This window comes from Streptomyces sp. NPDC058653 (assembly GCF_042716895.1).
In the GTDB taxonomy this organism is placed as follows: Bacteria; Actinomycetota; Actinomycetes; order Streptomycetales; family Streptomycetaceae; genus Streptomyces.
The window spans coordinates 9,703-29,978 of record NZ_JBHXRM010000059.1; the positions used below are offsets into that span (position 1 = coordinate 9,703).

13 protein-coding genes are annotated in these 20,276 nt (G+C 68.4%); 2 read left to right on the top strand and 11 right to left on the bottom strand.

The annotated features are described in order from the left end of the window. Positions 1–97 precede the first annotated feature (97 nt). The gene (locus tag ACFWU9_RS33235) at positions 98–1,144 is read right to left on the bottom strand and encodes a hypothetical protein (RefSeq protein WP_384324798.1); all 1,047 of its coding nucleotides are present in this window, start codon (positions 1,142–1,144) and stop codon (positions 98–100) included. A 212-nt stretch (positions 1,145–1,356) separates the two neighbouring features. Here ACFWU9_RS33235 and ACFWU9_RS33240 point away from each other — a divergent pair, with 212 nt between their 5' ends. Further along, positions 1,357–1,737 carry an NTP pyrophosphohydrolase gene (locus tag ACFWU9_RS33240; protein ID WP_384324799.1) on the top strand — a complete coding sequence of 127 codons (381 nt, stop codon included), beginning with the start codon at positions 1,357–1,359 and terminating at the stop codon, positions 1,735–1,737. Here the strand turns inward: ACFWU9_RS33240 and ACFWU9_RS33245 are convergent. The 10 genes from ACFWU9_RS33245 to ngcE all read right to left on the bottom strand — a co-directional run bounded on the left by ACFWU9_RS33245 (position 1,726) and on the right by ngcE (position 15,683). Further along, positions 1,726–3,345, bottom strand: coding sequence for a glycosyltransferase family 39 protein (locus ACFWU9_RS33245; RefSeq protein ID WP_384324800.1), 1,620 nt, complete (start codon positions 3,343–3,345; stop codon positions 1,726–1,728). The genes ACFWU9_RS33240 and ACFWU9_RS33245 overlap by 12 nt on opposite strands. A gap of 43 nt (positions 3,346–3,388) precedes the next feature. Further along, the gene (locus ACFWU9_RS33250; protein ID WP_384324801.1) at positions 3,389–4,852 is read right to left on the bottom strand and encodes an amino acid permease; all 1,464 of its coding nucleotides are present in this window, start codon (positions 4,850–4,852) and stop codon (positions 3,389–3,391) included. Between the two features lie 195 nt (positions 4,853–5,047). Next, positions 5,048–6,979, bottom strand: coding sequence for a 1-deoxy-D-xylulose-5-phosphate synthase (gene dxs, locus ACFWU9_RS33255; RefSeq protein ID WP_384324818.1), 1,932 nt, complete (start codon positions 6,977–6,979; stop codon positions 5,048–5,050). Positions 6,980–7,223: 244 nt separating this feature from the next. After that, positions 7,224–8,516, bottom strand: a complete 1,293-nt coding sequence (locus ACFWU9_RS33260; RefSeq protein WP_384324802.1) for a sugar ABC transporter permease — start codon at positions 8,514–8,516, stop codon at positions 7,224–7,226. After that, positions 8,513–9,301, bottom strand: coding sequence for an ATP-binding cassette domain-containing protein (locus ACFWU9_RS33265; protein ID WP_384324803.1), 789 nt, complete (start codon positions 9,299–9,301; stop codon positions 8,513–8,515). Before ACFWU9_RS33265 ends, ACFWU9_RS33260 begins: the two co-directional genes overlap by 4 nt. A gap of 197 nt (positions 9,302–9,498) precedes the next feature. Then, a complete protein-coding gene (locus ACFWU9_RS33270) occupies positions 9,499–10,569 on the bottom strand; it encodes a sugar ABC transporter substrate-binding protein (RefSeq protein ID WP_384324819.1) in 1,071 nt (356 codons plus the stop codon). 169 nt (positions 10,570–10,738) lie between these two features. Further along, positions 10,739–11,938, bottom strand: a complete 1,200-nt coding sequence (locus ACFWU9_RS33275; protein WP_384324804.1) for an ROK family protein — start codon at positions 11,936–11,938, stop codon at positions 10,739–10,741. Positions 11,939–12,333: 395 nt separating this feature from the next. Further along, positions 12,334–13,257, bottom strand: coding sequence for a carbohydrate ABC transporter permease (locus tag ACFWU9_RS33280; protein ID WP_384324805.1), 924 nt, complete (start codon positions 13,255–13,257; stop codon positions 12,334–12,336). Then, positions 13,257–14,186: a carbohydrate ABC transporter permease gene (locus ACFWU9_RS33285; protein WP_384324806.1), complete on the bottom strand. Its 930-nt coding sequence runs from the start codon at positions 14,184–14,186 to the stop codon at positions 13,257–13,259. The genes ACFWU9_RS33280 and ACFWU9_RS33285 overlap by 1 nt, the downstream gene beginning before the upstream one ends. A 48-nt stretch (positions 14,187–14,234) precedes the next feature. Further along, on the bottom strand, positions 14,235–15,683 hold the full coding sequence (gene ngcE / locus ACFWU9_RS33290) for an N-acetylglucosamine/diacetylchitobiose ABC transporter substrate-binding protein (RefSeq protein WP_384324807.1): 1,449 nt from the start codon (positions 15,681–15,683) through the stop codon (positions 14,235–14,237). A gap of 672 nt (positions 15,684–16,355) precedes the next feature. Between ngcE and ACFWU9_RS33295 the strand changes: the two genes are divergently transcribed. Continuing rightward, a complete protein-coding gene (locus ACFWU9_RS33295; RefSeq protein WP_384324808.1) occupies positions 16,356–20,198 on the top strand; it encodes a GH92 family glycosyl hydrolase in 3,843 nt (1,280 codons plus the stop codon). Positions 20,199–20,276: the final 78 nt, after the last annotated feature.

Below are 20,276 nucleotides of genomic sequence, written 5' to 3' on the forward strand. Positions count from 1 at the left end.
TCGGGGTGTGGCCTGCGTCCCCGCGTAGCCGACGTGGTGCGGGCCGGGTCCGGCGGGGACTTCCGCCGGACCCGGCCCGTTCGGGTCTATCGTCGTGTCAGACGCGCGACCACGCCTCGAGAGCGAGGCCAGGTTCGGCCTTCTGGCGCGCGACCCGCAGACCGCCGTCCGTGCCCACCGCCGCCATCACGACGCGGCCCCGGCCGTCGAGGGCCAGCGCGGGCGCGCCCACGCACTCCTCTCCCGTCGGGGTCCAGGTGACGCCCGCCGCCTCGTTCTCCGTCGGGTAGGCGGCGAGCATGGGGCGGCCGTCGAGGCCGCGTTGGGCCAGGATCGTGCAGTCGTGGCCGTCGACGGGCGTACGGAGCAGGGCGATCGGCCCGGTGCCGGGGCCGCCCAGCGGGGCCGTCTCGCCCCCGTCGAGCCGCCAGGCGTGCACCGTACGGTCGTCCCGGTCGCGCCAGTAGTGGGTGAGCCGGTCGACGCCCGTGCACTCGGAGCTGAGGGTGCCGGGCGTGACGCGGCCCGCGAAGCTCTTCAGGTCGCGTTCGGGCTTGGCCGCCGTCTTCGGCTGCCGCCAGCGCATCACCGCGTCGTCGGTCGGCGCCAGGACCTCGATCAGTCCGTCCTCGCCCACGACGGCCGACGCCTCGCCGGTCATCCTGGACCCCTTGAGGTCCGCCCACGAGAACCAGGCGCCGGTGGGCTTCTGGAGCCGCGCGGAGAGGCCCCGGCCCGCGTTGCGCGCGAACAGGTACAGCGAGCCGTTGGGGTCGATCACCGCCGCGGGCAGACCGAGCAGGCCTCCCCTGGCGAGGTCTTTCGGGTAGGGCGTACCGAGCGGCTGCCAGTCCCGCAGCGGGCGGCCCGTCTGGAACTGGACGGCGTACATGACGTCCGTGCGGATCTGTCCGTCGTCGGTGGGCATGCGCCGCAGGCCGACGAGATGGACGTAGCCCTGGGCGCCGCAGGCGATGGAGAGGTACGGCAACAGACCGGGGGCGGGGAGCAGTTCGGGCCCCGACCAGCCCGGACCGCCGAGCCGGTCCTCCGTCCAGCGCAGCACACCGTCGTCGGCGGGGGCGTACGCGGTGAGCCTGCCGTCCTTGCCGCGCAGCAGCCAGCCGGTGGTCGCGGGGATCACCCCGTCGGCCGTCGGAACGGGAATGGATTCAGCCGGCCGGCCGCCGGTGTCCGGAGCCTCGCCGGGGCCCCGACCGGATCGTTTCGACGTCCGTGCGGACCGCAGTGCCATGACCCACTGCCACCTTCCCAGCGCATGAAATTTCCCCGACGATAGCATTCGCGGGTGACGCGGAACCGTACCGCCCCGGCCGCTTGTGGCACGCTCCTGAGGTGCGGATTCTACTGATTGTCGACGGGGCGAACGTGGTCGGTTCCGTGCCCGACGGATGGTGGCGCGACCGGCGCGCGGCGGCCGGGCGGCTGCGCGACCGGCTGGTGCCCCTCGCCGCCGACGGGCTGCCGGACGCCGGGATTCCGGGGCCCCTGGACGTGGTACTGGTCGTGGAGGGGCAGGCCCGGGGCGTGGAGTCCGTGCCCGGCGTACGGGTGGAGGCGGCGCCCGGCAGTGGTGACGACCTGATCGCCGAGCTGGCCGCGGGCGCGGGCGGGCGCCCTTGTGTCGTCGTCACCGCCGACCGGGAGCTGCGGCGCCGGGTCGGGGCGTACGGGGCGCGCTGCGTCGGGCCCCGTACGGTCACGTCAACTCCCTGACGAGCGTACGTAGAGGACCGTGCCCTCGACGGTCCCGGGAAGCGGCTCGTACTGCTCGGCGAGCAACCCGCGCAGGGTGGGGAGCCGTTCGGGGCCGTACGGCTTGCCCCGTGAGTCGTCGACGATCAGCGCGGGTGGCCGCGCCCTCATCTCGGCGGCGAAGACCTGCCAGGCGCCCGGTACCCCGTACTCCTCGCCCACCTGCGGCCCGTCCCTGCCGCCGCTGAAGTTGGTGAGGAGCCCGGCGGTCAGATAGCGGCTGGCGGGGGCGCGGTCGGCGAGTCGGTAGGTCTGCGGGTGCATGCCCCAGATGAGGACGCGGTCGGTCGGGGCGCTGTGTTCCCGTACGGCGGCGGCGACGCGTTCGGCGTGGGTGAGCTCGGAGCGGGGCGCGAAGACGGCCCAGACGACGAAGCAGACGCAGACCCAGGCGGGCACGGAGAGGACGGACCTCAGCCGCTCGTGGCGCAGTGAGCGCAGGGCTCCGGTCGCCAACAGGGCGATGGGGGGCAGGAGTTGGAGGAAGTAGTGGCCGAAGAAGTGGAAGCCGACGGCGACGGCTCCGGCGGACGCCGCGAACCAGACCCAGAGATCGACGAGGGCGGCCCCGTCCGGTCGCCGTCCGGTGCGCAGGGCCCTGAGCACCGGTGGGACGATGCCGAGGCAGCAGAGGCCGAGGATGGAGCTGTTCACCAACGCCCTGACGAGGACGTGGAGTTCGGAGCCGTCGAGGGAGAAGGCGTACGCGCCGGAACCGGTCACGGTCCAGAAGAGGAAGCCCCCCGGGTCGGTCAGAAGGGCGGCCGCGACGACCGGGGCGGCGAAGCCGACTCCCGTACGGATGAGGCCCGTTCGGAGCGCGTACCGGCCGGGGCCCGCTCCGTGGGCCGCCCAGAGCAGCCACAGCACCGGGACCAGGACCACTCCCCCGGTCTGCTTGGTGAGGAACGCCCCGGCGACGGCCGCGCCGGCGGCGCCCCAGCGGCCCCTGTCGGCGCAGAGGACGGCCGCCGCGGTGAAGGGCAGTATGACGACCTCGAAGGTGACGGCCTGGGTGTCCTGCGGGATGAAGCCGACGGAGATCAGCAGGAAGACCACCCCGGCGGTGGCGCCGGACCGGTCGCCCCAGCGGCGCCGGGCGTGGGCGGCGAGCAGCGCGGCGGTGGTGAACTGGGCGGCCACCGCGAGGAGTTTCATCGCCTGCGTGGATCCGTCGCCGAAGACCGTGAACGCCGCCTCGTACAGCCAGGGCAGCAGCGGTGTCTTGCGGTCGACGACGGTCTGGTACAGCTCGCCGCCCTCCGCCAGTATCCGGGCCTGGACCGCGAGATACCCCTCGTCCGGGCTCCAGAAGGAGTGCAGGAAGGAGGGGACGCGGATGGCGAGGGCGAGGGCGGCGAGGACGGGCAGCAGTCTTCGCCAGAAGCCGTACGCGGGCGTACGGGCGGGCGCCGGGCGGATCGGAGTTGTACGGGTGCGGTTCGGGCCCTGTTGGCTCGGGACATTGCGCGCGGGCGCGGACTGCTTCGGTCTGCTCGGCCCCGGAACGGTGGGGCGGGGCCGGGCGGGCGAGAGGCGTGTGGCGGCGGACGGCGGCTCGACGGACATGCGTGACTTTCGTGCGGTGGAGGGTTGTTTGGCTGACGAAATGTCAGGCGGTCTTGCCCAGACGGCTGTTGCGGCGGCCGTAGGTGAAGTAGACGACCACACCGACGGCCATCCAGATGGCGAAGCGGAGCCAGGTCTCGGCGGGCAGGTTGAGCATCAGCCAGAGCGAGGCGCAGACGGACAGGGCCGGCAGCCATGGCACCAGCGGGGCGCGGAACGACCTCGGCAGGTCGGGCCGCGTGCGGCGCAGGATGACCACGCCGATCGCGACGACGACGAAGGCGAAGAGCGTGCCGATGTTCACCAGCGAGGCGAGTTCCTCGATGCTGGTGAAGCCCGCGACGATCGCGATGATCACACCGAGCAGCACGGTCGAGCGGTACGGGGTGCGAAACCGGGGGTGGACGTGCGAGAAGATCCGTGGGAGCAGCCCGTCCCGGCTCATCGCGAAGAAGACCCGGGTCTGGCCGAGCAGCAGGATCATGCACACGGTGGTGAGGCCGACGGCCGCGCCGAAGCTGATGACCCCCGCGTAGAAGGGGTGCCCGGTCGCCTTGAAGGCGTCGGCGAGCGGCGCGTCCACGGTGAGCCGGGTGTAGCGCTGCATACCGGTGACGACGATGGAGACGGCCACGTAGAGGATCGTGCAGATGAGCAGCGAGCCGATGATGCCGCGCGGCATGTCCCGCTGTGGCACCTTCGTCTCCTCGGCCGCCGTGGCGACGATGTCGAACCCGATGAAGGCGAAGAAGACGACGGAGGCGGCGGTGAAGATGCCCATCACGCCGAAGTTGGTGGGCGCGTAGCCGAACATCAACTGGATCAGCGGCGACGCGAGCCCGGCGCCGGAAGGCTGCTCCTGGGCCTTGGGGATGAACGGCGAGTAGTTGGCCGAGTCGATGAAGAAGGCGCCCGCGATGATGACGATCAGGACGACGGTCAGCTTGACGGCCACGACGACCGCGGTGACGCGCGCGGAGAGCTTCATACCGAGGACGAGAATCCCGGTCAGCAGCAGTACGAGGAAGAACGCCAGCAGGTCGAAGCCGAAGCCCGTCTCCTCGTTGGTGCCCGCGAGCGAGTCGGGCAGGTGCCAGCCCGCGTTGTCGAAGAGCGACTGTACGTAGCCGGACCAGCCGACGGCCACCACGGCGGTGGCGAGGGCGAATTCGAGGACCAGGTCCCAGCCGATGATCCAGGCGGGCAGTTCGCCGAGTGAGGCGTAGCTGAAGGTGTACGCGGAGCCGGCCACCGGCACGGTCGAGGCGAACTCCGCGTAGCAGACGGCCGCGAGGGCGCAGACGACGCCGGCGGCCACGAAGGCGAGCGCGGTGGCGGGACCCGCGTTGTTCTTGGCGACCGCGCCGGTGAGGACGAAGATGCCGGTGCCGATGATGACGCCGACCCCGAAGACCGTCAGATCGAGCGCGGAGAGCGACTTCTTGAGCGCGTGCTCGGGCTCTTCGGTGTCCTGGATGGACTGTTCCACGGATTTCGTGCGGAACATCCCATGTCTTCTGGGTCCCGTGTCGTGCTGGGCGGTCACCGGCGTACCTCCGAGAGCGTGGTTGCCGCCATGATCGAGAGGTGCTCGGCGGCCCTGATGCCCAGGAGCGCTTTTTTCACACGGATGGGCCGGTCGGACCACCCGTACAGGGAGTCCGACCGGCGCATCCGCCGGTGCTGTTCCTACGCGGTGACGTCAGTCGCGCGTGATCTCCTCGGCCGAGAGCTCGCCGGCCATCCGGCCGTCGATCCGCGACACGAGGCCGGTGACCTGGCGCGCGATGTCCGGGGCGGTCAGCCCGATCTCGGCCATCAGCTCCTTGCGCGAGGCGTGGTCGAGGAAACGGGCCGGGATACCGAAGTCCCGCAGGGGGATGTCGATCCCGGCGTCGCGCAGGGACTGCGCGACGGCCGAACCGACCCCGCCCGCACGGCTGTTGTCCTCGACGGTGACGACGACCCGGTGCTGCTCGGCGAGCGGCGGGAGCGCCTCGTCGACGGGCTTGACCCAGCGCGGGTCGACCACGGTCGTCGAGATGCCCTGCTTGTCGAGGAGATCGGCGATCTCCAGACACATCGGGGCGAGCGCGCCGACCGACACCAGCAGAACGTCCGCCGGGCCCTCGGCCGGGCGGCGCAGTACGTCCATGCCGCCGACCTTGCCCACGGCGGCGACGGCGGGACCGACGGCGCCCTTGGAGAAGCGCACCACGGTCGGGGCGTCCTCGACCGCGACGGCCTCGCGGAGTTGGGCCCGGACCTGGTCGGCGTCGCGCGGCGCGGCGATCCGCAGGCCCGGCACGCACTGGAGGATGGACATGTCCCACATGCCGTTGTGGGAGGCGCCGTCGGTGCCGGTGATGCCCGCCCGGTCGAGTACGAACGTCACTCCGCAGTTGTGCAGGGCGACGTCCATCAGGACCTGGTCGAAGGCGCGGTTGAGGAAGGTCGCGTAGACGGCGAAGACGGGGTGGAGTCCGCCGGTGGCCAGACCGGCCGCCGACACCGCCCCGTGCTGCTCGGCGATCCCCACGTCGTACACCCGGTCCGGGAACGCCTTGGCGAACTTCTCCAGGCCGACTGGCTGGAGCATCGCGGCGGTGATGGCGACCACGTCCGCGCGCTCGTGACCGAGCTTGACCATCTCCTCGCCGAACACCGAGGTCCAGTCGACGCCGGAACTGGCGATCGGCAGACCCGTGTCGGGGTGGATCTTGCCGACGGCGTGGAAGCGGTCGGCCTCGTCCAGGAGCGCGGGCTGGTAGCCGCGGCCCTTCTCGGTGAGGCAGTGGATGATGACGGGGCCGCCGAAGCGCTTGGCGCGCTGGAGGGCCGACTCCATGGCCTCCACGTCGTGCCCGTCGATCGGGCCGACGTACTTGAGGCCGAGGTCCTCGAACATGCCCTGGGGGGCGATGAAGTCCTTGAGGCCCTTCTTCGCGCCGTGCAGGGTCTCGTAGAGGGGGCGGCCGACGACCGGGGTGCGCTCCAAGATGTCCTTGCCCCGGGCCAGGAAGCGCTCGTACCCGTCGGTGGTGCGCAGGGTCGCGAGATGGTTCGCGAGGCCGCCGATGGTGGGCGCGTACGAACGCTCGTTGTCGTTCACGACGATGACGAGCGGGCGGTCCTTCGCGGCGGCGATGTTGTTCAGCGCCTCCCAGGCCATGCCGCCGGTGAGCGCTCCGTCGCCGATGACGGCGACCACGTGGTCGTCGCGGCCCAGTACCTGGTTGGCCTTGGCGAGGCCGTCGGCCCAGCCGAGGACCGTGGAGGCGTGCGAGTTCTCGATGATGTCGTGCTCGGACTCGGCCCTGGAGGGGTAGCCGGAGAGGCCGCCCCTGCTCTTGAGCTTGCCGAAGTCCTGACGGCCCGTGAGCAGTTTGTGCACATAGGACTGGTGGCCGGTGTCGAAGAGGACCTTGTCCTTGGGCGAGTCGAAGACCCGGTGCAGGGCGATCGTCAGCTCGACGACCCCGAGGTTGGGGCCGAGGTGTCCGCCGGTCTTGGAGACGGCGTCGACGAGGAAGGACCGGATCTCTCCGGCGAGCTGCTCCAACTGCTCCGGGCCGAGGCGGTCCAGATCACGCGGGCCCTTGATCCGGGTCAGCAGGTCCCATCCGTCGCCCACCGCCGCCTCGGGCGGTCGCGCTGCGCGCGGCTGTGTCACCGTGCCTCCTTGCGTTGAACTGATCTGGCATACCGGTCCGCCGAGTCTAATTGTTCCGTCGGCGGCGGCGTCATCGGGCGGCACGTGATTCACCGTACGGGCATCTGTGCGTATGTCAGACGTACGCACTTCGAACGCGTCCCCACCACACGAAAGCGCCCGGTACCGGGCTTCCGGTACCGGGCGCGACGTGCGACGACCGCTGTCAGGCGCGACCGGCGGTCTTCTGGGTCTTCCGGGTGATGGCGTCGATGACGACGGTGGCGAGGAGCACACCACCGGTGATCATGTACTGGATCGGCGAGGCGATGCCCTGGAGGGCGAGGCCGTACTGGATCGAGGTGATCACGAGCACACCGAGCAGCGCGTTCCAGGTGCGGCCCCGGCCGCCGAAGAGGCTGGTGCCACCGATGACGGCCGCGGCGATGGCGTTCATCAGCAGCTCACCGGCGCCGGCGCCCTGGTTGGCGGAGGTGATCTTCGAGGCGATGAACAGACCGCCGATCGCGGCGAAGGTGCCCGCGATGGAGAAGACCGCGACCCGTACGCCGATGACGCTGATACCGGCGCGGCGCGAGGCCTCGACGCTGCCGCCGAGCGCGAAGACCTTACGGCCGAAGGAGGTACGGCGGAGCACGAAGTCCGTCAGCACCAGCACGAGCAGGAAGATCAGCACGGCCAGGGGCAGGCCCTTGTACTGGTTGAACATGATCGCCGCGGCGAAGGCCAGGACGGCCAGCCCCACCGTACGGACGACGATCTCGCTCAGCGGCCGGGAGGGGACACCGGCGGCGGCCCTGCGGCGGTTGTCGAAGAACGAGGAGAGGAAGTAGCCGGCCACCGCGAGGACCGCGAGCCCGTAGGCGGCGGCGACGTCGGTGAAGTAGTAGCCGGTCAGCTTGGCGACCAGACCCTCGGAGTCCAGGTTGATGGTGCCGTTGTCACCGAGGATCTGGAGCATGAAGCCGTTCCAGAACAGCAGACCGGCCAGGGTCACGGCGAACGCGGGCACACCGACACGGGCGAAGAAGAAGCCGTGCAGGGCGCCGGCGGCGGCGCCGGTCAGGATGGCGAGGATCAGCGCGAGCCACTCCGCCATGCCGTGCGTGACGGCGAGGACCGCGAAGACGGCGCCCGCCACACCGCTGACCGATCCGACCGACAGGTCGATCTCGCCGAGCAGCAGGACGAAGACGATGCCGACCGCGATCATGCCGGTGCCGACCATGGCGACCGAGATGTCGGAGAGGTTGCCGGCGGTGAGGAAGTTCGAGTTCAGGCTGGTGAAGATCGCCCAGATGATGATCAGGCCGATGACGACGGGTATCGAACCGAGGTCGCCACCGCGCATCTTGCGCTTGAACTCGGAGAGGTAACCGGCGAAGCCCTGCTCGCGGACGACGAGACGGGGGTCGACGGCGACCGTCGCCGCGCCGGCCGCGGGGGCGGGCGCGTCGTCGGCGGTGCCGACGGGTGCGGAGGTCTTGTCGAGACTCACTTCTTAACCTCCACATTGCGCGCCGCGCGTCGGGTCACGGCGTTGTCCGTGGCACCGGTGATCGCGGAGATGATGTCTTCCTGCGAGGTGGTGGCGACGTCGAAGACGCCGTTGTTGCGGCCCAGCCTGAGGACCGCGACCTTGTCGGCCACCGCGCGGACGTCCTCCATGTTGTGGCTGACGAGGATCACGGCGTACCCGCGCTCGCGCAGCCGCTCGACCAGGTCGAGGACCTGGGCGGTCTGCTCGACGCCGAGTGCCGCGGTGGGCTCGTCGAGGATCACCAGCTTGGGCTCGCCGAGCATGGACCGGGCGATGGCCACGGTCTGGCGCTGGCCGCCGGAGAGGGAGGCGATCGGGATGCGGACGCTGGGGATGCGGATCGACAGCGTGGTGAGCAGCTCGCGGGCGCGGCGCTCCATCTCGACCTCGTTGAGCACGCCCCAGGAGCGCAGCTCCCGGCCGAGGTAGAGATTGCCGACGACATCGAGGTTGTCGCACAGCGCGAGGTCCTGGTAGACCGTCGCCACACCCAGCTCCTGGGCGTCGTGCGGCTTGTTGATCGCGACCGACCGGCCCTCCCACTCGATGACGCCGTCATCGATGGGGTGAACTCCGGCGATCGTCTTGACGAGCGTGGATTTGCCGGCGCCGTTGTCGCCCACGAGGGCGACGACCTGTCCGGCATGGACCTCAAGCTCTACGTCGGTGAGCGCCTGCACGGCACCGAACCGCTTGGAGACCCCTCGCAACGCCAGCACGGGCGTAGCGGTCACGTAAACCATCTCCTTCGCCGCCTGGCCGGCGGGGATACCGCGCCCTGGGGGTGGTGGGCACGGGGGTCGAGCAGAAAAGAGAACCGCGGTGACACGGCGAAAACCCGTGAAGTGGTCCGTCCGGCGCCCCGCCCGGTAGCGGGACGGTTGAGGGGCGGGGCGCCGGACAGGCTTCAGGGCGGGTTTCCGCGGGTCCTACCGGCCGACTACTTGACGCCGAGGGTGTCGCACTTGGCCTTGAACTTCGCCGTGCAGATCTCGTCGACGGTGTAGATGCCGTCCTTGATCACCGTGTCGTTGATGTTGTCCTTGGTCAGCGAGACGACCGGGACGAGGACCGACGGGATGCCCTTGGTGGTGGCGCTGTCGACCTTCGTCTTGGCGATGGCGTCCAGGGACTCGCCCTTGGCGACGGCCACGGCCATCTCGGCGGCGATGGAGGCCTCGGTCGGGTACGGCTTGTAGACGCTCATGAACTGCTCACCGGCGACGATGCGCTGCACACCGGCGAGTTCGGCGTCCTGGCCCGTGACCGGCGGGAGCGGGGTGATACCGGCGCCCTTGAGCGCGGTGATGATGCCGCCCGCCATGCCGTCGTTGGCGGAGTAGACGCCGACGATCTTGTCCTTGCCCAGGGCGGAGATCGCGCCTTCCATGTTGGCGTTGGCGTTCTCCGGCTTCCACTCCTTGGTGTCGTACTCCTTGCCGATCGTCACCTTGCCGTCGAGGACGGACTTGGCGCCCTTCTTGAAGAGGGCGGCGTTCGGGTCGGTGATCGCGCCGTTCATCATCACGATGTCACCGTCCTTCGCCTTCGGGCCGAGCTCGTCCAGGAGCGCCTGGCCCTGGACACGGCCGACCTCTTCGTTGTCGAAGGAGACGTAGCCGTCGATGTCGCCCTCGGCGAGGCGGTCGAAGGCGATGACCGGTATACCGGCTTCCTTGGCCTTCTTGATCGAGCCCGTGATGGCCTTGGAGTCGACGGCGTCCACGATCAGCGCGTCGACCTTGTTGGTGACCATCGTGTCGGCCTGCTGGTTCTGCGTCGACGCGTCCTGCTTGGCGTTGGCGTAGACGACCTTGCCCTTGCCGTCGGTCAGCTCGCTGACCCGCTTCTCGATCAGCGGCTTGTCGAACTTCTCGTAGCGCGCGGTCTGGTTCTCGGGCAGCAGCAGACCGATGGTCAGCGAGCCGTCGGACTTCTTGGACGAGTCCTTCGCCGAGTCGCCGTCACCGGACTCCTTGGCGCTTCCACAGGCGGCGAGCGAGACGGCCATCGCGGTGGCAGCGGCAGCCACGGCAGCACGTCGGAGATGTGCGTTCACTTCAGAAACCTCCCTGACGAGGCCGCGACGTTGCGGCCGAGGTGGCTGGAAGTCAACTCCGCTGGGGACTCAGCGTCAAGGAGTAAATCCTTAACGAGATGACAACGGTGCCATTCGTTATCTAAGTGAAGACAGCCGAGCCGACAGGCAGAGTGCTCTCAAGTAGGGTCGAATCGCCCATTTCGCTCAGTACGAGGGCCAGGGCCCCGAGCACCTCGGCCCGCCCGCCGAGGGCTCCCGGAAGCACCGAGAGCTGTCTGGCCGCGCTCGGGATCGCGTACCGCGAGACCGACTCGCGTATCGGCGCGAGCACCAGCTCCCCAGCCTCGGCCAGATCGCCGCCGAGCACCACCCGGCTGGGGTTCAGCAGATTGCAGAGATTGGCGACGCCGCTGCCGATGTGGCGCCCGACGTCGGCGACCACCCGGCGGCAGCCCGGGTCGCCCTCCCTGGCCAGCTGCACGACCCGCTCCATGGTCAGATCGCGGCCGTGGCTGGACCTGAGCAGCGGCAGTACGTAGCGGGCGGCCGTGAAGGTCTCCAGACAGCCGCGGTTGCCGCAGCGGCAGACGGGGCCGGACTCGTCGAGCGTGATGTGCCCGATCTCACCCGCCGTACCGCCCGGTCCCCGGTAGATCTGGCCCTCTATGACCAGGCCGGCGCCGACCCCGCTGGCGACCTTGATGTACGCGAGGTCCTTCACGCCCCGGCCGCTGCCCCAGACCAGCTCGCCGAGGGCTCCGAGATTGGCGTCGTTGTCGACGTACACCGGCACGCCGAGCCGGCCCGCCAGCTCCTCGCTGGGGTTGATCCCCGTCCAGCCCGGCAGGATCGAGGTGGAGCCGAGCGTGCCCGAGACGACGTCGATCGGACCCGGCACCCCGAGCCCCACGCCGATGACCTTCTGGCGGCCGATCCCGGTGGCCTCGATCAGCCTCTCCACCAGCTCTTCGGCCCGGCCGAAGCCGTGCGCCGACGAGGCGTCCACGTCCAGCGGTTCGGACTCCTCGGCGAGCACCTGGTGGGCCAGGTTGCCGACGGCCACCCGCAGATGCGTATGGCCGAAGTCGACGCCGATGACGATGCCCGCGTCGCCGCTGAGCGAGACGCTGCGGGCCCTGCGGCCCCCCGCGGAGGTGGGCGTCACCTCGACGGTGCCGCCCTCCCTGAGCTCGCGGACGATGTTGGAGACCGTGGCCGCCGACAGTCCTGTGCTCCGGGCGATCTCCGCCTGGGTGAGTGAGCCGGCCATGCGCACCGCGCGCACGACACGCTCCAGATTCGCCCGGTGCAGAGACGACTGCGACCCTGGAGTCTCCACAACTGATCCACTCCTGCCCTTGGCAGGCGGCACGACCACCGCCCCCGGCCGGGGTCGCGCCTATGAGGCCCCGGCGTATCTCCAACTTGTGAACTCTAAGCTCAGCCTTTCGGGTCGCTTCCCGTCAAGACCTTGAGCAGTGCCGGAGCTGGATGGGCACCGTACGTACGCATCTGACCTGCGAACATCGGCGTTTTGATGAAATCAGGCCAGTGGTGGTGGCGAAATCTCCCCCTCCGGTTCGGGATGGATACCGAACGAACCCTCCCGGCGAGGGCCCGGAACAGCGCGAACCGCCCCCCGGCGGGAGGCCGGAGGGCGGTCGCGGAGGCGGTGGAGAAGGTACGGCGGCGGAGCCGGGAGACCCCGCGGTGTGAAGCGGCGGAGGCGTGAGGCTACTTGAGCGCTCCCGCCGTCAGCCCCGCCACGACCTGGCGCTGGAAGATGATGTACGCGGCGAGCACCGGCAGCATCGCCATCACCAGTCCGGCGAAGAGCCCGGAGTAGTCGCCCTTGTAGCCCTGGCTGACCGCCAGCTGCACCAGACCCTGCGAGAGCACCTTCTTCTCCGGGTCGGTGTTGAGCACCGTCGGCAGCATGTACTGGTTCCACTGCCCGAGGAAGTTGAAGATGCCCACGCTGATCAGACCCGGCTTGGCCATCGGCAGCATGATCTGGAAGAAGGTCCTGGTGTGCGAGGCGCCGTCGATGATCGCCGCCTCGGCGACCGAGGTCGGCAGCGTCCTGAAGAAGGACGACAGGAAGAACACCGTGAACGGCAGCGAGTAGGCGATGTACACCAGGATCAGACCGTGCGTGGTGTTCAGCAGCCCCATGTTGTTCATGACGAAGAACAGCGGGACCAGCGCCAGGATGATCGGGAAGCTCATCCCTCCGACGAAGAGGAAATAAATGAAGCGGTTCCCGGGGAAATCGAAGCGCGCCAGCACGTACGCGGCCATCGAGCCGAGCACCAGCGTGCCGATGAGCGAACCGCCCACCACCAGAATGGTGTTGAGGAAGTAGTCGCTCATGTGCGCCTGGGTCCAGGCCCGCGACCAGTTCTCGAAGTGGAGCCTGTCCGGCAGCGACCACGGCGAACTGAAGATGGAGTTGTCGTCCTTGAAGGAGGACATCACCGCCCACAGCAGCGGCAGGACGACCAGCAGCGCCCAGATGACCAGCACGCCGTGCGAGAAGACGTTGAGGACGCCGCTCCCGCCCCTCTCCTTCTCCGGCGGCGCGGCCACCTTGGTCACCGGCGGCCGGTCGCGCGGCTCCTCGGGCGTGATGGCCGGAGACGTGTCAGTGGTCTTCATCAGAACTCCAGCCGCTCGCGCCGGCCCAGCTTCGTCACGACCGCCGCGAAGGACAGCGTGACCACGAGCAGGGCGACACCGATCGTTGTGGCATAACCGGCCTGGGCGTCCCTGAAGGCCGTTTGGTAGACGTACAGCGGCAGGACCGTGGTCGAGTAGTCGGGTCCGCCACCGCCCGGCCCCACGGTCATGATCTGTACGACCGCGAACGCCTCGGCGCCGAGCGCCAGGATGCCCATGTAGATCCAGCCGGCCTGCACCGTGTCCCAGAGCAGCGGAAGCGTGATCCGGAAGAAGGTGGTGAACCGGTCCGCGCCGTCGAGCAGCGCCGCCTCGTAGTAATCCTTCGGAATGGAGGCCATTCCGGCGGAGAAGAGGACGACGAAGAAGCCGACCGTGCTCCAGATCAGGACCGCCATCACGCACCAGAGCGCGAGATCCGGGTCACCCAGCCAGAGCGGCTGGATGTTGTCCAGACCCACCGCGGAGAGTGCCGCGTTGATGGCGCCGCTCTCCGGGTTGTAGGCGAACTGGAAAAGCAGGGCGACGATCGCGATGGAGAGCACCTGCGGAAAGAAATACGCGATCTTGTAGAAACTCGAACCGCGTACACCGGCGATCGTGGCGCCTTTTCGCCGGCGCCCGCCCACATTGATCATGAAGGCGAGGAACAGCGCCAGGGCGAGCGTCACCAGCGGAAGCAGCAGCACGAACAGCACGCTGTGCTGCAAGGACTTCCAGAAGATGTCGTCCTCGAACATCTTCTTGTAGTTGTCGAAGCCCACCATCTTGAAGTCGGAACTCAGCCCCGTCCAGTCCGTGAACGAGTAGTAGATGGACTGGATGAACGGCCATATGACGAAGATCGCGTACAACGCCAAGGGGGCGATCAAGAACCCCACGATGAACCGGTATTTACCGTGCTGCATGGATCCGACCCCGATCTGTGTGCGGATGCCGCCGCTGGTGACGCCTGCTCACTGGTGCTTGTAGTGCTTGATGGACTGGTCCTTCGCGGCGGCATCCGCGTAGCCCTGGATCTTCTTGATGGCCTCGGCCGGGGTGGCGCGTCCGGCCATCATCTCGCCCAGGCCGGCGACGCCGATCTGCTCCTTCTGGAGCTTGACGTACCAGTCCTGGAGACGCGGGTTGACGACGTTCTCGCCCGCCTTGTCCAGCGCGGCGACGGCCGACTTGAGGCCCGGGGTCAGCTCGATGCCGTCCGTTCCTCCGTTGAGGGCGGTCAGCGACTTCACCTGGGAGGTGAAGTTCTTCGACGACTCCTCGCTGAGCATGATGCGCAGCAACTCCATGCCGCCCTGCGGGTTCTTGGCCTTCTGCGGGACGATGAAGGGCTCACCGCCGGACGCCCAGATGGTGCCGAACGGCAGCTTGTCGGAGGAGTCCATACCGGTCGGCGCGCCGACGGCGAGGTTGAAGTCGGCCGGCATCGTCTTGGCCGCCTCGTTCTCCACCCACGAGCCGTTCGGGATGAAGAGCGCCTTGCCCTTCGTCCAGGCGGTCTGCGACTGGATGTGGTCCAGGCCGGGGGTGCCCTTGAGGATGTAGCCCTTCTTGAAGAGCTCGTAGTACGCCTCGAAGGCCGTCTTGACGGCCGGGTCCTTCCAGGCGTTCGGCTCCAGGTTGTCGATCTTGTCGAGAACCTCGGTGCCGCCGATCTTGGCGATCATCGGGTAGAGCGAGAACGGGATGTAGTACGGGTGCTTGCCCGCGTACGTCCAGCCGGCGATGCCCTTCTTCTTCGCCTTCTCGCAGACCGCGAGCATCTCGTCCCACGTCTCGGGGTACGTCGCGTCAAGGTTGTCCAGCGCCTTCTGCGAGTACCAGACACCGTAGACCGTGTAGGCGTAGTACATGATCCAGACGGGGTCGCCGTCGAACTGGCCCATCTCGATGATGCCGGGGCGCAGCGTGTCGCGGACCTTCTTCGCCGGGTCGTCGTACGACGGGGCGTCCATCAGCGCGGTGAGGTCGGTGAGCTGCTTCTTGCCCACCAGCACGCCCATGTCCATCTGCTCGGCGCCGGAGTTGTCGATCAGGTCCGGCGGGGTGCCGCCGTTGAACCTCGGCTGGAGCGTGGACTGGATCTTCTCGGTCGACGCGTGCTTGACCTTCGGCGCCTTCGGGAAGGCCGTGTTGTACCGCTTCTCCGCGTCGATGGCGTACTGCTCGCCGAAACCGCCGTTGAAGATGACGACTTCGAGCTGCGCCGTCTCGTTGGCTCCGAGGGGGTTCTTCGCCGAGGTCTTGCCCTTCTCGACCTTCTCGTCGCCGCCGCTGTCGCTGCTCGCGCAGGACGCCAGGAAGCTCATCGTCGGAACGGTGATCAGGCCGACGGCGGCCGAACGCTTGATCAGATCACGACGGCCAAGGCCCTCATTGCTGTGAGCGGAGGTGGATCCCATGCTCAAGTCCTCGCCTTCTCCAGGACTCAGGCGGTGTACCGGTCGCCCGTCCTTCTCGCCTGAGGCAGAAGGGCCCCGCCACCGCGGTCAAATGAAGCTGGGTCGTGCAGGATTGTGGTGCTGATCGGCGTACGTGTAGTGGTGCGTGTTGCCGTGCTGTTGCCGTACGCGTGGAGTTACGTCGTGCGTGAAGCCCGATGTGTGATGCGTGATTACAGCAGGAGAGGCCCGAATGGTTCGCGGCGGGGTGCGACACGGCGTCACGACACCCAACCGTCCCCCGTCTCCCGGTCCTTCGCCGTTCGAAACCTGGCGAGGCGGACGCCGACAGGTATAGTCCACTTCAGGTCGACTCAGCAAGATCGAAAGCAGGTTTGGGCGGGAGTCTTTCCCTAGTTGAGACCTCCGGCGGGTTTCAGAAGACCCGTGTGGCATCCGTACGGATCTCACCGTATTTTCCGGATCGCGCACGCCGCGATATCCGGCTCGCTCGCGCGCTCTCGGCACGCATAGTTATGTGCACATTCAACGAATCGCTTTTGCCAGAATGGCCGGTTTCTGTCATCTCACACCGGCAACACCCTTGACACCATGCACCTCTTGTATCACTACTTAACCGGCGCATGACTTATGACAACGTTGTCCATCTCATTCGCAGGAGGAAGGCTAGGGATGCAGCGCACACCAAGACCCCGGTTCACGCAGCGGCGTACCGCCGCCCTGGTGGCCGTCGCCTCGCTGATCGTCGTCACCGCGCACTCGGCGGCCGCGGCACAGCCGGCCAGGCCCGACGCACCCAGGGACACCTTCGCCTCGTCCTTCGAGGAGAGCGACACCCAGCCGGACTGGCGCGACACCGTCGACACCGGACCGGACGGAGAGAAACGTTCCTCGGGCGTGACCGGCGAGTTCAACGCCGGCATCCCCGGCAATGTCACCGAACGGGTCGTGGAGCTGCGTGCCAGCGACGAGAACACCGGCGGCGGCGAGGGCAAGGAGAACCTGGTCGACATCGCGTCCAGCACGAAGTGGCTGGCCTTCGAGCCGACCGCCTGGATCGAGTTCGACCTGGACGCGCCCACCAAGGTCGTGACCTACGCGCTGACCTCGGCGAACGACCACGCGGAGCGCGACCCGAAGGACTGGAAGCTCCAGGGTTCGACGGACGGCAAGGACTGGAAGACCCTCGACTCACGAGTGGACCAGACCTTCGGCGAACGATTCCAGACAAAGTCGTACGACTTCGACAATTCGACCGCGTACGCGCACTATCGGCTGGACATCACCAAGAACAACGGCGCGGGTGACGCCACCCAGCTCGCCGATGTCCAGTTCTCCGACGGCGACACCACCACGCCGCCGCCCGCCGACATGCGCAGCCACGTCGACGGCGGCCCCGGCGGCTCCCCCACGGCCAAGGCCAACGCCGGCTTCACGGGGAAGCGCGCGCTGGAGTATTCCGGATCGCACAAGCCCGACGGCCGCGCCTACTCGTACAACAAGGTCTTCGACGTCGACACGGCCGTGCGCCCCCACACGGAGCTGTCGTACCGGATCTATCCCTCCATGCCGGAGACGGACCTGAACTACCCGGCCACGAACGTCTCGGTGGACCTCGCCTTCACCGACGGCACGTACCTGAGCGACCTGAAGGCACTCGACTCGCACGGCGGGCTGATGACCCCTCAGGGCCAGGGCGAGGCCAAGCGGTTGTACGTCAACCAGTGGAACGCGGTCGCCTCCCGGATCGGCTCGGTCGCCGCCGGCAAGACGGTGGACCGGATACTCGTGGCGTACGACTCCCCGAAGGGCCCGGCGAAGTTCCAGGGCTGGGTGGACGACATCGCGCTGGCCGTGAAGGCGCCCGAGAAGCGCCTCGCGCATCTGTCGGACTACGCGTCCACCACGCGCGGCACCAATTCCAGCGGTTCGTTCTCGCGCGGCAACACCTTCCCGGCCACGGCCGTGCCGCACGGCTTCAACTTCTGGACCCCGGTGACCGACGCCGGATCCACGAGCTGGCTGTACGAGTACGCGCGCGACAACAACAGCGACAACCTCCCCACCCTGGAGGCGCTGTCCGCGAGCCATGAGCCGAGCCCCTGGATGGGCGACCGGCAGACCTTCCAGCTGATGCCGTCGACGGTCGCCGGGACACCGGACGCCTCGCGCTCGGCGCGGGCGCTGCCGTTCCGCCACGAGAACGAGATCGCGAGGCCGCACTACTACGGCGTCACGTTCGAGAACGGCCTCAAGGCGGAGATCACCCCCACGGATCACGCGGCCGCGATGCGGTTCACCTATCCGGGTGACGACGCGAGCGTCGTCCTCGACAACGTCAACAACAACGGCGGTCTGACCATCGACGCCGCGAACCGCTCCTTCACCGGCTACTCCGACGTGCGCAGCGGCGGATCGGCGGGCGCGACGCGGCTGTTCGTGTACGGCGTCTTCGACGCGGCCGTCAAGGACAGCGGCAAGCTGCCGGGCGGTGGCGGCAAGGACGTCACCGGCTTCGTCCGCCTCGACGCGGGCCAGGACCGCACGGTCAACCTGCGGATCGCGACCTCGCTGATCAGTGTCGACCAGGCGAAGAAGAACCTGGCGGACGAGCTGCCGGCCGACCTCGGCTTCGACCGGGTCAAGAAGGACGCGCAGCGCGCCTGGGACGGCATCCTGGGGAAGGTGGAGGTCGAGGGCGCCACGAAGGACCAGCTCACGACGTTGTACTCCAGCCTCTACCGGCTCTACCTGTATCCCAACTCCGGTTTCGAGAACACGGGTACGGAGAAGAAGCCGCGCCAGCAGTACGCGAGCCCCTTCGTACCGAAGATGGGCACGGACTCCCCCACGCACACGGGCGCGAAGATCGTCACGGGCGAGGTGTACGTCAACAACGGCTTCTGGGACACCTACCGGACGACCTGGCCGGCGTACTCCTTCCTGACGCCGAAGAAGGCCGGGGAGATGGTGGACGGCTTCGTCCAGCAGTACAAGGACGGCGACTGGATCTCCCGCTGGTCCTCCCCGGGCTACGCCGACCTCATGACCGGCACCAGCTCGGACGTGGCCTTCGCGGACGCGTATGTGAAGGGGGTCGACTTCGACGCGAAGGCGGCGTACGACGCGGCGCTGAAGAACGCGACGGTGGTGCCGCCGAGTTCGGGCGTCGGCCGCAAGGGGATGGAGACGTCGCCGTTCCTCGGTTACGCCTCCACGGAGACCCATGAGGGCCTGTCGTGGTCGCTGGAGGGGTACCTCAACGACTACGGCATCGCGAAGATGGGCCAGAAGCTCTACGAGGAGACGGGCCAGAAGCGGTACAAGGACGAGTCCGAGTACTTCCTCAACCGCGCCCAGAGCTATGTCTCGCTCTTCGACTCCGAGGCGGACTTCTTCCAGGGCCGGAACCTGAAGGGCGACTGGCGGGTCCCGAGCGGGGACTACGACCCCCGGGTGTGGGGCTACGACTACACCGAGACGAACGGGTGGGGCTACGCCTTCACCGCGGCGCAGGACTCACGCGGCCTCGCCAACCTGTACGGCGGGCGCGCGGGTCTCGGCGACAAACTGGACGAGTACTTCGCGACGCCGGAGACGGCGGGGGCTGAGTTCGTGGGGTCCTACGGCGGTGTCATCCACGAGATGACGGAGGCGCGGGACGTCCGGATGGGCATGTACGGCCACTCGAACCAGGTCGCGCACCACGCCACGTACATGTACAACGCGGCGTCCGAGCCCTGGAAGACGCAGGAGAAGGTCCGCGAGGTGCTGGGCCGCCTCTACACCGGCAGCGAGATCGGGCAGGGCTACCACGGCGACGAGGACAACGGCGAGCAGTCGGCCTGGTACCTCTTCTCCGCGATGGGCTTCTACCCGCTGGTGATGGGCAGCGGGGAGTACGCGGTCGGCTCGCCGCTCTTCACGAAGACGACGGTGCATCTGGAGAACGGGAAGAAGCTCGTCGTCTCGGCGCCAAAGAACAGCGACAAGAACATCTACGTGCAGGGCCTGAAGGTCAACGGCAAGGCGTGGAACTCCACGGCGCTGCCGCACGACCTGCTCGCGAAGGGCGGCACGCTGGAGTTCGACATGGGCGCGGAGCCGTCGGCGTGGGGCACGGGCAAGGACGCCGCGCCGGTGTCGATCGCACAGGACGACAAGGTGCCGTCGCCGCGCACGGACGCCCTGGCGGGCCCGGGCGCGCTCTTCGACAACTCGTCGAAGACGTCGGACACGGCGGAGGGCCCGGTGGACCTGCCGGTCCCGTCCGCGACGAAGGCGGTCCAGTACACACTGACGTCGTCCAAGGCGGAGACGTCCCCGGTGGCCTGGGAGTTGCAGGGCTCGACGGACGGCGAATCCTGGAAGACGCTCGACAAGCGCTCGGGCCAGTCCTTCCGATGGGACCAGCAGACGAGGGCGTTCACGGTGACCTCACCGGGCTCGTACGAACGCTACCGCTTGGTGCTGAAGGGTCAGGCTGATCTGGCGGAGGTGGAGTTGCTGCGGTAGCTCGTCGCTCGCGAAAGGGGCGGCTCACCGGCGCCGGCCGGTGTGCCGCCCCTTCCGGTGTGCGGTCGGTGTGCGCGG